Consider the following 12,190-nt stretch of genomic DNA (forward strand, 5'->3'; position numbering starts at 1 on the left):
GTTGTTGTTTAGTGTTTTGTTGTTATTTTTCTACAAAAGTTAAACGCCTTCGGCGTCCTTGCGGATAATGGAAATTTGAACTAAAATCCGCTGTAGGCGGATAAACATTTGTAGTAAACAACAGTTGCAACAAAAATGAGGAACTCTGAAGGAGTTCAACAAAAAATATAAAAACAGTTATCGAACGACGATTTTATTTATGGGATAACAATATTCACCCCTTTTCAGAGTTGCATTATAACACATCTGAGATAACAGTCATTTCTGATAATTTGTGACGTTTCAAAATTAAAATGATATAAATCCCAAAAAGGAATGATTTTTGTTGTTAATCGCTTCGATCGGGGTTTTTGGGCAACTATTCTGCTATTTTCAATATTAACAAATAAATAAAATGAGCGTCATTGTGGCCCGCTGTGTGAAAATAAAACAGGCGGCTAAAATTGAAACAATTAAATCAACCGATTCATTAAACTGAAAAATTAATAAATGGCAAACATCTTAATCGAGCGAAATTTTCGCTAAATTGGAGGAACAGTATGAGTAACGATTTTGTGACCGTAGTTTCCGGCTTGCCCCGCTCGGGGACGTCAATGATGATGCGTATTTTGGACTCCGGCGGCATGGAAATTGTCGTCGATGGCATCCGCACTGCAGATGATGACAATCCGAAAGGATATTATGAGCTCGAGCAGGTAAAAAAATTAAAAGAAGACAAGAACTGGGTCAAAGATACCGTGGGAAAGGGTGTGAAAGTAATTTCGGCGCTGCTGACCGAGTTGCCGCCGGAATACAACTACAAAGTGATTTTCATGCGTCGGCGCATGGAAGAAATTCTCGCCAGCCAGAAAAAAATGCTGATTCGCCGCGGCGAGCCCACGGACACGGTGCCTGACGAAATCATGGCGCGGGAATTTGAGAAACATCTGGAAAAAATTGAGAAATGGCTCGCGGAACAATCCAACATGGATGTGCTTTACGTGACTTACCACGAGGCTGTCGCTGATCCGGAAGGAAATATTAAGAAAGTGAACGCATTTCTGGGGAATCGTCTCGATGAAGAAAAGATGATGGCGGCGATTGATAAAAATTTGTACCGCAATAGAGCTGCGAAGTAGCTTTGAGCAACAACGCGCTTCATCGGCGAAAAAGGTGGAGCGCGTTGTTTACAATTTTGCCCCGCAATATTTGCAGAAAACCGCATCCGAATCATGACCTTCGCGACTGCACTGAGGACACACCTGCGTGGAAACCGAAGATTTTTGAACGCGTGAAATTTCCACAGTCACTACGCCGGTGGGCACAGCAATGATGCTGTAGCCTAAAATCATAATAATTGCCGCCAAAGTCTGGCCCAGACCGGTCTGCGGAGAAATGTCGCCGTAGCCGACAGTAGTCAGCGTCACGATTGCCCAGTAGATGCTGCGCGGGATGCTGGTAAAACCGTTTTTTTCGCCTTCGATGATATACATGAACGACCCCAAAATGACAACAAGACTGAAAACTCCAAATAAAAAAACGACAATCTTGCGCCGGCTGGCGCGCAGCGCCTGAAACAGTGCATTGGCCTCGTGCAGGTATTGCACTAATTTGAGAATTCTGAAAATTCGCAGGATGCGCAGAATGCGAATCACAGCCAGGAAACGGCTTGCCGGGAAAAAGACGGAAATGTAAGTAGGCAGAATGGCTAACAAATCGATGATGCCGTAAAAGCTCGTCGCGTATTTCAACGCCTTGCCCACGGAGATGAGCCGAAGAATGTACTCAATAGTGAATAAAATCGTGAACAGCCATTCCAAATCGACAAGCAATTCGCCATGTTGCTGTTTCAAACTGCTCACGCTGTCCAGCATGACGACAAGCACGCTGAGCAAAATGCTGGCGATGAGCAAAATGTCAAACCACCGCCCGGCTGGCGTGTCCGCTTCAAAAATAATTTCGTGCACTCGATTCCGCCAATGCTGTACAAAGGGCTGGCTGATCTTTTTTATTTCATTTTCAGGCATGGCTTCACTTTTTATTCAGTAAATTGGAAAAGTCAGCATTGCAAAATGATGTTGTCAAAAATTATTCCACACAAAAAAGAAAATGATGAGGAAGAAAAAGGTCACGGAGTAAAACAGCCCGCGTCTTTTTTTGGCAAAAAAAGTACCTTTTTCCGCATCGAGAAAATACTTGCCGCCTTTCACTTCCTGAATCACGCCCTTGGAAACGAGTTGTTTGAAAAGGAAGGATGAATTTGTCGCCAGCGAGGACAGATTTCGCGACACGCCGGCATTGGTGATGTTATTTTTTCTAAATTTGCTAATGTAAGCTAATTGTTTGAAAATCAAGTAGCTAATTATTACGTAGATGAGAACGATCACGGTCAAATACATAGCTCACTCCTGTATTGTTAGTCAAAATATGTTTGTCGATCAGGGTTCTTCAAATGGGCGATTATTTCGTTCAAATGGCGCTCGTTTGTTCTCGCGCGGGACAGCGGCGGCAATTTCTCGAACGGGAAAAATCCCACGTCCAGAGTTTCGTAGCTGGGACGCGCTTCGCCGCTGATGATGTCGCACAGGAAAACAATTTTGTACGCGTGGTAAAATTCCAGGGGTCTGCCGTCGCGGTTGGCGTCGAATATCCCGATGATTTTTTTCGGCGCCGTGACGAACCCGCTCTCTTCTTCCACTTCGCGGGTGACCATTTCCGACGGAAGATCGCCGACATCAGCCCAGCCACCGGGCATGCTCCAGCGGCCGTCCGCACGTTCCTGCACCAGCAAAATTTTTCCCTCGCGCACCACAGCGCCACGGACATCGACCTTGGGCGTGGCATAGCCGGGTTGAAGCTGAAAATTTTCCACTGCCTCTTGTTTTGACAGATCGGTTTGATTCGCCAAAATTTCCGCCGCGATTTCCAGCAGCCGCTGGTAGCGTTCGCGTTCGTATTCGTTCTGGATGTAGGTCAAGCCGGACTGTGCCAGCGCCTGAATTTCGCGCGCCCATTTCAGCCAGTCGAGCGTTTCGTTTTTTGCATTCGGTGAATTCATTAATTCTTCATTTTAAAATATAGAACTTGAATGGATTAATGTCAATAAAAAATTGCAGGAAGCGCAAAAAATTTGGACGCAATCAAGTTGCGTACAAACCGCCTGTCTGCTCCAACCAGTCTGCGATAGCCTCTGCGGCGCGGAGAATGTTGTTGTCCGAGATGTCCAGCGTCAGCGCCGGCAAGACGGATTCTCTCACTAATCTTTCCAGCAAAATTTGCTCGTCGATGAATTTCTGCAAATCATTGTATTGCGACGGATTTCCTGACACTTTCAACCGTTCCCGGCGCGCCGCAGCGAACGACTGCGGGCTGCGCGTGAGAAATACAAGATGGAAACCCAGCGTGTTCAGCTTTTGTTCCAGCCAGCGAAAATCGTACTTTGTGCCGTACGTCTGAAGCTGATAAGCCTGCGTAGAAATATGAAACCGGTCGATGATCCACGAATAATATTTTTGCAATTCAAATAATTTCGCCCAGGTGCGATAAGTTTCCAGGGCTTTTTCCGCTTCTTCGGGCAGAAAATTAATCAGACCGCGGCCCCAGGGAAAATTTGTGAAAGCGCACCACTCCGCGGAAATAATGGGGGAGTGGTAGCGATATTTTCTCGCTCCCACGATGCGCGGGTGTTCATTCAAAGCAAAAGCAATTTCCGTCTTGAACGTCAGCCGCGTGCCTTCCAGAATGATTTTTGGGCAGAGTTTTTGTCCCATTTTTTGAATTTTTTTATTCCCCAAAGGAAAAATGCTTTTTCACTGCTTTGCGAATTTTCCAGATGCAGGACATGCCCGCCGGAAAGGTCACCAAATCGCCCTTTCCCATTTCGACCGGAGTGCCGCCCTCTGGCGTAACAACAACCTCTCCTTCCAGAAAATAGCAAATTTCCTGTTCATCGTAGTACCAGGGAAATTCAGATTCCCCTTGTTCCCACACAGACCAATTAAAAACGTCCATTTCTTCCAGTAGTTTTTTGTCCGGTTTATGAATGATACGAATTTCGCCCATAAGTTTCTCCTCCTGAAAAGTTTTCAGCTCAAATTTCCAAACAGTTCTCAAACTCAAAATAAATTATTAGGACGAAGCCAGCAGCCAAAAGCCAAATGCCAGATGCCGAAGGCCAAAGGCCAATCACCAACTCAAAATCTAACCCGAACTTTCCTCTCCGCTGCTTCGAGCGCCTGGATGATAATTTCCAAATCCCGATGCGACTCTTGAAATGTGGCAATGACTCGCTGTCCGTTGCGCACAGCGTGGTAGAAATCGACAAATTCGTCGTAGTAACCGCCATCGTCGTCAACGGTTTCGAGCTGCGTTTTTTTCCCTTGCCGCAAAATTGAAATTGAATTATCTGACACGATGATGCTGCCTTCACTGGCAAAAATAATCATGCGATTTTCCGAATAGCCGTTAGCGCTGAAAAAATCGCTGAACACGCCGTCCACGCCGCTTTTGGTGCGAAATTGCAAACTGAAAGTGTCCTGTTCGCCGATCTCGCGATTGATGCTTTTGACGAACGCGTGCCCCCCCTCGAAATCACCGAACAGAAAGCGCAGCGCTGCGATATTGTGCACTCCGCCGTCGGTGATGAATCCGCCGGGGTATTTGTGATTAATTCTCCATTCTGTCATGGCGTATTTGTTGCTTCTGTCCACATGGTAAAAAACATTCCAGAAAACAGAATACACCTCACCAATGACTTTGGCGGAAAGCAAATCTTTCACCCTGCGGAAAGTCGGGCGATAGCGGAAATTTTCCGCCACCATCATCACCAGCGGATACTTCTCCGGGAACGCCAACATTTCATCGGCTTCGTCCAGGTTCGCGGCAATGGGCTTCTCGAGCATGACATGTTTGCCCGCTTCCAGCGCATCTTTTGTTGCCTGAAAATTCAAATCTATGGGCAAAATAATGTCGACCGCCTCTACGTCGTCCCTTTGCAAAAGTTCATGATAATCAAGTACATAGGGAATGTTGCCAACCAACTCTGCGAAGTCGCGCGCCTTGGGTTCGGTGTGATTGCAGACAACCGTGATCTCAAACTTGTCTTTCAATTTTTGCAGCGCTGGGTAGTGCAAATCCCGCGCCGCAATGCCGCAGCCGATGATGCCTAATTTTATCGGACCACTCATTTTTGTCCTTTCATCCTATTCTTCATTAGCCGGAAAAATCTGCTGCAACTGTTCGTCAATTTCCCGGGTAATAGTAATTTCGGCGGCTTCCAAATTTTCCTGCAACTGTTCCACCCGAGTAGCCCCGAGAATGACGCTGGAAATTGTCTTCTGCGCCGCGACCCAGGCAATGGCAAGCTGCGCCCGGGAAATTCCTAAATTTTCAGCGAAATCCTTGAAAGACTTCAATTTTTTGAGAAATTGCTCCTGATAGTAACGCTCTTGCAACCACTCCAATCGTGCCATGCGGCTGCCTTCCGGGATGCCGTCATCGTATTTTCCCGTTAAAAATCCCGACGCCAGCGGGCTGAAAGTGACAATCCCCATGCCAAATTTTTCCGCCATGGGAGCAATTTCAGTCTCGTATCTTTTGCGGTCGATCAGATTGTACAACGGCTGTTCTACGACTGGCGCGTAAAAATTTCCCTGCGCAGCAATCGCCTGCGCTTCGGTGATCTGTTGACTGCTCCACATGCTGGTTCCCCAGTACAAAATTTTTCCTTGATGCACCAGATCGTCCAGGGCGCGGGCGGTCTCTTCGATCGGCGTCTCCGGATCAAAACGATGGCAAAAATACAAATCCAAATAATCGGTACCAATGCGTTGCAAAGTTTTTTCCACGGATTCAATGATATGCTTTCTGGACAGGCCGCGATCGTTGACGTCGTCGCTCAGCGGCCAGAAAATTTTGCTGCTCAAAACAAGCGTGTGTCTGGGAAATTCGCGCAAAGCCTTGCCCATCATTTTTTCCGATTCGCCGCGGGCATAAACATCTGCCATGTCGAAAAAATTGATCCCGGCGTCGTAAGCCGTGCGGACAATTTGGTTCACAATTTTCTGGTCGTTCACATTTTCGCCGTAGGTTGCCCAGCCGCCAAGTCCGAACTTGCTGACCTTAAGTCCCCATTTTCCTAAATTCCGGTATTCCATTTCATTGCTCATTTTCAAGTGTTCCTAGTTTCATAAAATCAAGTATACTCCACCTTAAAGGTGGGCACACTTGAGTGAACTTCTTATTTTTTAATCAATTTGTCGATCACTTCAATCGCTTTTTGCAATTGCGGGTCTTTGCCTGACAGAATATCATTCAGACCGTTGACTACTAAAATGTCCGGCTTCACGCCGCCCTGCGTTTCCAGGTCCTGACCGTCGAGCGTGTAGCAGCCCCAGAAAGGCAGCCGAAAAGAGCCGCCGTTCATGAGTCGGACGCTGGTGGTAAAAATAAGCCAGCCGTAAGTTTTGTTCCCGACAATGGGACCGCGTTTTAACGTCTTGAATCCGTTGGAAGTCATTTCGCCGTCGCTGAGCGTGACTTCATTGACCAGCAGCACCACCGGTTTGTCCGCAAAGCCGAACGTTGACTGCGGCGTTTCCGAAAGACCTCGTATTTTCCATTTGGCGTAGGTTGGTTTCATCAGCGCCTGAAGCACGCGGTCGTGGACGTTGCCGCCGAAATTGTAACGCAGGTCCAGAATCAAACCCTTGCGCGGCACGGCGTCGCGCTCTAATTCTTTGAGAAAACGAGTCAGATCGCCCCAGCCCATGGCGCGCATGTAAATGTAGGCAACCTGGTCGTTGGTGCTGTTTTTGACGATTTCTTTCCTGGAATCAATCCACTCTTCCAATTTTAGGCGCGATTCAGCGGACGCGGAAATCGGCTTAACGGCAACAGTCACCAGAGCGTTTTTCTTTTTGCTACGAAAAGTCAGCCGCAGCCGCTGATCCATTTTTCCCTTTAAAATTTTCCACAGATTCGTCCTCGCCGCGACTGATTTTCCGTTGACGGCAATGAGTTGATCTCCGACCTGAACGCTGTCCCGGTGAAAATAAACGGGACTTTTTTTAAGAATTTTTTTAATGGTGATTTTGTCCGGCTCGAACTGCCAGATGATTCCCACGTGCAGACTTCTGTCTTCGCTGGATCGTCCACCGGGACCGTGGATGCCGGTGTGCGATGAATTGAGAAAACCGATCATCTGATTGGCGTAGTCGTAAAAATCCTGATCCTGACGCACCTGTTTCAGCACCGGTCGGAATTGGCGGTAAATTGCTTGCCAATCTGTTTTGTGGTGAGTTTTGTCGTAGTAATAAAATTGCAGCGTGTAAAATAGCTCTGCCAGCATTTGTTCGTAATCAGCGGTTTTGTCGATCTTCAATTCGCGTTTGAAATCGATTGCTTTGTATTTCTTTTTAGAAATCTCGATCACGCCGATTTTTCCGCCGGAAAGCGCGTACAATTTTTTCCCTTTTTTGTCAAATTGCAGGCCGCGCGGATTTTTCACCTGCGGCATGAAAGGCTCGTAGCTGCCGCGTTTTTTATCTTTGAGACTCGTTTTCCAGAGATGACTTTTGCCGTCGATGTTGGAGACAAAATAAACAGTGCTCGTGTCCGCCGGCGAAAGCACGAAAGAACGGTCGTTGCCCAGCGTGTTGGTTACAGCGCGCGTCTGCTGGTCGATGTCGTCGAGCTGAAATTCGATTTTTAATTTTTCCTTTTTTTCATCTTTTGATTTTTTATCTTTGGGTTTTTCCTCGGTTTCTTTTTTCGCTTTAAATAATTTCTCAAATTTATCTTCGTCAAATTTTGGTTTGACCGGCGCAAAATCGAGCTGGTAGATGTCCCATTTTCCGGTGAATTCCGGGAAACTGTGGCCGAAACGATTGGACGAAAAAAGCAGAAATTTTCCGTCCGGCGACCACAGCGGCGAAGACTCATCGTAAGCCGTGTTCGTGAGTTTGGTCGTCTCGCCGTTCAAAACATTCACAGCGATGATGTCCGATTGCCCAAAGCGTTGCACCGACGCAGCAATAAATCGGCTGTCCGGCGACCAGACAAAATCATCGCCGAATCTGCCGCCAAAATTATCCTCGATGAGCAAATGATCTTGCTTGCCATTGGGGCGAATGAGGCGCAGTTCGCGTTTGCCGTGGAAATAACCGATCCATTTCCCGTCCGGGGACAGGGCAGGGGAGAGGACGTCGTCTGTCATGTGCGTCAACTGATGCCACTTCCCGCCGCCGGTTGCGGGTGTCGAGTACAATTCCGGTTTCGCATTTTTGTCCGATACAAAAAATACTCTGTGGCTTTCTTTATCCCAAAAAATATCTCGTTCGCGCCACGGAGAATTGGTGATGTTGCGCGCGTAACCGCCGTCGGTCGAAGTGACAAAAACTTCCCCGCGCACCACGGCAGCGATTTTTTTGCCATCGGGCGACACGCGAAATTCAGAAACCGATTCATTTTTGAGCCGAAACGTCCGATTCTCTTTTTCTTCCGCCGGTGCGTCGATGGCGACCGGATGAGATTCGCCCGTCTGCAAGTTTGTCAGCCAGATTTCAAAATTTCGTTCATAAGCAGCGGCAAGGACGTTTCTCGCCAGAGAAAGAAATGTGATATCTTTATCGGGAAAATTTGTCACCTGTTGCAGATCTGAACCGTCGCGGCGAATTGACCAGATGTTTTTCACGCCGCTGATGCGGTCGGAGACAAAAAATATCCTCGAAGCGTCCGGGTTCCAATTTTGCCAGAAACAATTACTGGAGTCAGCAAAAACAAGTCGCGCGGTTTTTTGGTTGTCAGTTTTGATCCAGATTCTCGTCGTATTGCTGCCGCGATAGCCGCGCCGCCACGAGAAGTTGTTTTCCATGCCGGAAAGAAATGACAGGCTTTTTCCGTCGCTGCTCATTTTGCCGTGAAAAACCCAAGTCCAGTAATCATCTAAAATCGGCTGTGCATTCCCGCCAGCAACGGGAATTTTAAACAGTCCGGACATGGACGATCTGTTGGAGCGAAAAATGACCCATTTTCCGTCAGGCGTGAAGTCAGTCGCCTCATCGGAATTGGTGTGAAAAGTGATCTGTCGCGGAATTCCCCCGTCTGCAGGAATGAGATAAACATCATTGTTCCCTTGGCGATCCGAAGTAAAAGCGATCCATTTGCCGTTCGGAGACCAGATCGGTTTTTGGTCGTAGGCGGTGTGATTGGTAAGCTGAATCGCTCTGCCGCCCGTGCTCGGTACTGTCCAGATGTCGCCCATGTAAGAGAAAGCGATGGTTTTGCCGTCCGATGAAAGCGCCGGATGTCGCGCACCAATGAGTTTCTCTGTCGCTTGCAGATTCAAAAAAGAAACAAAGAAGATGAGAGATAAAAACAGAAACGCATATTTTTTCATGGCAAGCTCCTGATTTTTAAATTGTCAGATTTTTTAATTGATCAGGAAATGAGATGATGTTTGAGATAACCGGTTTGTTGAAAATAACAATTACCGAAAGTTTAATTATAGGAAAAAAGAGGCAAAAAGTCAAGCGGATAATCGTTAATGTTTTTGAAAGAAAATGAACGGAAAGTTGAAGAAAAAATCGCAGATGATAATTTTGGATTTTTTCCAGAGTCGGGTTTCCCTTCAAAAATCAGAATTACTCTCTCTTTTTGATTTTTCTTTGTGTCCGGGCAGCTTGTAGTAATAAAAAATCAATTACACTCGTAATGTCGATCAAAAAATATTTGAACAATCCGATTGCCCAAATTTTCACAAAAATTAAAAAAAATCATTGACTATCAAATGTTGATACATTATATTTAATGTTTTAATGTAATGAATTTTACGCAGATAAAACGACCTGAACTGGTGATGCAAAATTTAACGGAGAAACTGACATGGCGAACATCAAGAAAATCAAAGGACGAATCGGCATATTAACCGGCGGCGGCGACGTGCCCGGCTTGAACCCGGCAATTCGCGCGATTACGATTCGCGCCATTCGCGAAGGCTTTGAAGTGATTGGAATTCGTCGCGGCTGGAAGGGGTTGGTTGATATTGTTCCTGAAAAAGGCGCGGACAATCATGATAGTTATTGGATGTTAACCGAAGAGATGGTAAATAGAGTCGGTCGAACGGGAGGAACATTTTTGCACACTTCTCGTACTCGACCCAGTCATGTGCCGAAGAGTTTGGTGCCGGGGCATTTAAGTGACAAATACAAAGATGAGCAAAACGACCTGACCGTTGAAGTGTTGAAAAATCTTGACTTTTTGGGGATTGATTACCTCATTCCCATCGGCGGAGACGACACGCTGAGCTACGGCGTGCGTATGCATAAAGAAGGCGTGAAAGTAATCGCTATGCCCAAAACAATGGACAATGATGTACCCGGAACAGATTACTGCATCGGTTTCAGCACCTGCGTTACGCGCACCATTGAAATGACTCATCGGCTGCGCACATCCGCTGGCTCGCATGAAAGAATTTTAGTGATTGAAGTTTTCGGTCGCTACGCCGGATTTACCGCGCTGCTGCCGACAATGGCCGGCGCCGCCAATCGCTGCGTCATTCCGGAGTACAAATTTGATATAGAGAGTTTGGCTGAACTGCTCGTTCAGGATCGCTACACCAATCCCAGCAAATATTCGGTGGTGCTGGTGTCCGAAGGCACCATGTTCAAGGGCGGCGAGATGGTGTTCGAAGATCAGAAGAAGGACATGTACGGCCACAAAAAATTGGGCGGCGTTGGCGATTTGATTTCAGAAAAATTGAAAGAATTGACGCCGAAATACAACAACGGCATGCAGGTGAATGTGATTAATCAGCGTTTGGGCTATCTCGTCCGCAGCGGCGACCCGGACGCCATCGACTCCATCGTTCCCATGGCGTACGGTAATTTGGCGCTGGATCTGATCCTCGACGGCGTGCACGGCAGGCTTGCCATCCTCAACAACGGCCGCTACGACAATGCGCCCATCGAGGTGGTGACCAGCTACAAAAAATTAGTGGACGTGGACAAATATTATAATACCGACCGTCTGCGGCCGCATTTCAAGCGCTTCGAGACCAAGCCGTTGTTCATTATGGCGAGCGATTGATCGGAAAAAATTGTCGAATTTTTTAGAAATGAAAAGCCCGATTCCTGTTTAGAGATCGGGCTTTTTGCGAAAAATGAGCAAATGAAATATCGGTGCTATTTTTCGGATTTTTTTGACCTTTTTTCCAACACCCGAGCCACCAGACCTGAAATCGTGAAAATAACTCCCAATGAGAACATGCCGCTTGTAAAATCAATTGTCATTCCCTGCCTCACAAAGCCGATGATGAGAAAAACAATTCCGATAGCCAGAAAACTTGCTGATACTGCTTGTTTGGTTTTTGCCATGATATCTCCTTGTTTATTGATAAGTTAGCCCGGAAGAACCAGTTGAAAGACAGCGGTTCTTCCGCGCGGATTTTACTGAATAAGCGGTCTGATCATTGACTACTTTGGGGCACATCCAACGGCTGGATGTCTGAAGCATTTCTGTCAAGCTCCAATATAACCACAGTATTGTTTTCGTCAATCGGTTTCTGCGGGAGTTGTACAGAAATTTGTCCCTTTTGGGAGACCATAGTCAATTTTTGCCCTCCCAACACGCGGGCAGAGAGAACGTGGTGTTCTTTCAATTCCGGCAAAAGAAGTTTTTTCCCACGCAGAGTGAAGAGGTGGAGATATATTTTATTTTTCTTCCGCGTGGAAACCATCCAGGTGGTCGGTCTAAAAGGACCGCCTTGCGTACCATAAATACTTTCGCCGTATTGAGCCAGCCATTGACCGATCTGTTTCAGCCTTTCGATTTGACGCTGCTCGATTCTGCCGTCCAACATGGGACCTACGTTTAGCAGCAGATTTCCTCCTCCGCCGGCTGCACGCGCTAAAGTCCTGATACATTCGCGCAAACTTTTCAATTTGTCATTCGGTTTCCACGCCCACTGTTGGCAAATCGTGATGCAAGACTCCCAGGGATGATCAATGTCGAAAGCGCCGATATGTTGTTCCGGCGTGCCGAAATCTCCGGCGAATTTTTCAGAGGCAGTCATGCCGTGCATGCTTTTCAGCCTCTTATCCACCCGATTGTTTATTAGAATATCATTTCGCAACTCCCGAACATAACGGTACAAATCCATTCCTTTTTCGTGATCCCAGGCTTTCTCCCAATCCCCGTCGAACCAGATGATGTT

General features: G+C 46.9%; 12 protein-coding genes. 2 read left to right on the plus strand and 10 right to left on the minus strand.

Going from position 1 to position 12,190, the window contains the following annotated elements:
* Positions 1–539 precede the first annotated feature (539 nt).
* Positions 540–1,118, plus strand: coding sequence for a sulfotransferase (locus GXO74_16240; GenBank protein NOZ63203.1), 579 nt, complete (start codon positions 540–542; stop codon positions 1,116–1,118).
* Between the two features lie 48 nt (positions 1,119–1,166).
* On the opposite strand, the gene GXO74_16245 is transcribed toward GXO74_16240, so the two are convergent.
* The 8 genes from GXO74_16245 to GXO74_16280 all read right to left on the minus strand — a co-directional run bounded on the left by GXO74_16245 (position 1,167) and on the right by GXO74_16280 (position 9,376).
* Positions 1,167–2,006 carry an ion transporter gene (locus tag GXO74_16245; protein ID NOZ63204.1) on the minus strand — a complete coding sequence of 280 codons (840 nt, stop codon included), beginning with the start codon at positions 2,004–2,006 and terminating at the stop codon, positions 1,167–1,169.
* Positions 2,007–2,060: 54 nt separating this feature from the next.
* Positions 2,061–2,378, minus strand: coding sequence for a hypothetical protein (locus tag GXO74_16250; GenBank protein NOZ63205.1), 318 nt, complete (start codon positions 2,376–2,378; stop codon positions 2,061–2,063).
* A gap of 17 nt (positions 2,379–2,395) precedes the next feature.
* Complete coding sequence (locus tag GXO74_16255) at positions 2,396–3,037, minus strand: NUDIX hydrolase (protein NOZ63206.1); 642 nt, start codon at positions 3,035–3,037, stop codon at positions 2,396–2,398.
* Between the two features lie 82 nt (positions 3,038–3,119).
* The gene (locus tag GXO74_16260) at positions 3,120–3,749 is read right to left on the minus strand and encodes a hypothetical protein (protein NOZ63207.1); all 630 of its coding nucleotides are present in this window, start codon (positions 3,747–3,749) and stop codon (positions 3,120–3,122) included.
* Positions 3,750–3,762: 13 nt separating this feature from the next.
* Positions 3,763–4,041 (minus strand): cupin domain-containing protein, encoded by a 279-nt coding sequence (locus tag GXO74_16265; GenBank protein ID NOZ63208.1) that lies wholly within the window; start codon positions 4,039–4,041, stop codon positions 3,763–3,765.
* A 131-nt stretch (positions 4,042–4,172) separates the two neighbouring features.
* Positions 4,173–5,165 (minus strand): Gfo/Idh/MocA family oxidoreductase, encoded by a 993-nt coding sequence (locus tag GXO74_16270; protein NOZ63209.1) that lies wholly within the window; start codon positions 5,163–5,165, stop codon positions 4,173–4,175.
* 15 nt (positions 5,166–5,180) lie between these two features.
* Entirely contained in the window at positions 5,181–6,134 is a 954-nt protein-coding gene (locus GXO74_16275; GenBank protein NOZ63210.1) for an aldo/keto reductase, read from the minus strand.
* A gap of 83 nt (positions 6,135–6,217) precedes the next feature.
* Positions 6,218–9,376 (minus strand): hypothetical protein, encoded by a 3,159-nt coding sequence (locus tag GXO74_16280; GenBank protein NOZ63211.1) that lies wholly within the window; start codon positions 9,374–9,376, stop codon positions 6,218–6,220.
* A 485-nt stretch (positions 9,377–9,861) separates the two neighbouring features.
* Here GXO74_16280 and GXO74_16285 point away from each other — a divergent pair, with 485 nt between their 5' ends.
* On the plus strand, positions 9,862–11,064 hold the full coding sequence (locus tag GXO74_16285) for an ATP-dependent 6-phosphofructokinase (GenBank protein NOZ63212.1): 1,203 nt from the start codon (positions 9,862–9,864) through the stop codon (positions 11,062–11,064).
* Positions 11,065–11,159: 95 nt separating this feature from the next.
* Here GXO74_16285 and GXO74_16290 read toward each other — a convergent pair whose 3' ends face one another.
* Both GXO74_16290 and GXO74_16295 read right to left on the minus strand, forming a co-directional pair.
* Positions 11,160–11,351 (minus strand): hypothetical protein, encoded by a 192-nt coding sequence (locus GXO74_16290; GenBank protein ID NOZ63213.1) that lies wholly within the window; start codon positions 11,349–11,351, stop codon positions 11,160–11,162.
* A gap of 92 nt (positions 11,352–11,443) precedes the next feature.
* Positions 11,444–12,190: hypothetical protein (locus tag GXO74_16295; protein ID NOZ63214.1), on the minus strand; the 747-nt coding region annotated here is incomplete at its 5' end.

The organism is Calditrichota bacterium, assembly GCA_013152715.1.
Lineage (GTDB): Bacteria > Zhuqueibacterota > Zhuqueibacteria > Thermofontimicrobiales > Thermofontimicrobiaceae > 4484-87.

Excerpts from the sequence above, each read along its gene's own strand:
- GXO74_16290 (NOZ63213.1), bottom strand. The coding sequence starts at position 11,351 with ATGGCAAAAACCAAACAAGCAGTATCAGCAAGTTTTCTGGCTATCGGA.
- GXO74_16250 (NOZ63205.1), bottom strand. The coding sequence starts at position 2,378 with ATGTATTTGACCGTGATCGTTCTCATCTACGTAATAATTAGCTACTTG.
- GXO74_16265 (NOZ63208.1), bottom strand. The coding sequence starts at position 4,041 with ATGGGCGAAATTCGTATCATTCATAAACCGGACAAAAAACTACTGGAA.
- GXO74_16285 (NOZ63212.1), top strand. The coding sequence starts at position 9,862 with ATGGCGAACATCAAGAAAATCAAAGGACGAATCGGCATATTAACCGGC.
- GXO74_16255 (NOZ63206.1), bottom strand. The coding sequence starts at position 3,037 with ATGAATTCACCGAATGCAAAAAACGAAACGCTCGACTGGCTGAAATGG.
- GXO74_16280 (NOZ63211.1), bottom strand. The coding sequence starts at position 9,376 with ATGAAAAAATATGCGTTTCTGTTTTTATCTCTCATCTTCTTTGTTTCT.
- GXO74_16240 (NOZ63203.1), top strand. The coding sequence starts at position 540 with ATGAGTAACGATTTTGTGACCGTAGTTTCCGGCTTGCCCCGCTCGGGG.
- GXO74_16260 (NOZ63207.1), bottom strand. The coding sequence starts at position 3,749 with ATGGGACAAAAACTCTGCCCAAAAATCATTCTGGAAGGCACGCGGCTG.
- GXO74_16245 (NOZ63204.1), bottom strand. The coding sequence starts at position 2,006 with ATGCCTGAAAATGAAATAAAAAAGATCAGCCAGCCCTTTGTACAGCAT.
- GXO74_16275 (NOZ63210.1), bottom strand. The coding sequence starts at position 6,134 with ATGGAATACCGGAATTTAGGAAAATGGGGACTTAAGGTCAGCAAGTTC.
- GXO74_16270 (NOZ63209.1), bottom strand. The coding sequence starts at position 5,165 with ATGAGTGGTCCGATAAAATTAGGCATCATCGGCTGCGGCATTGCGGCG.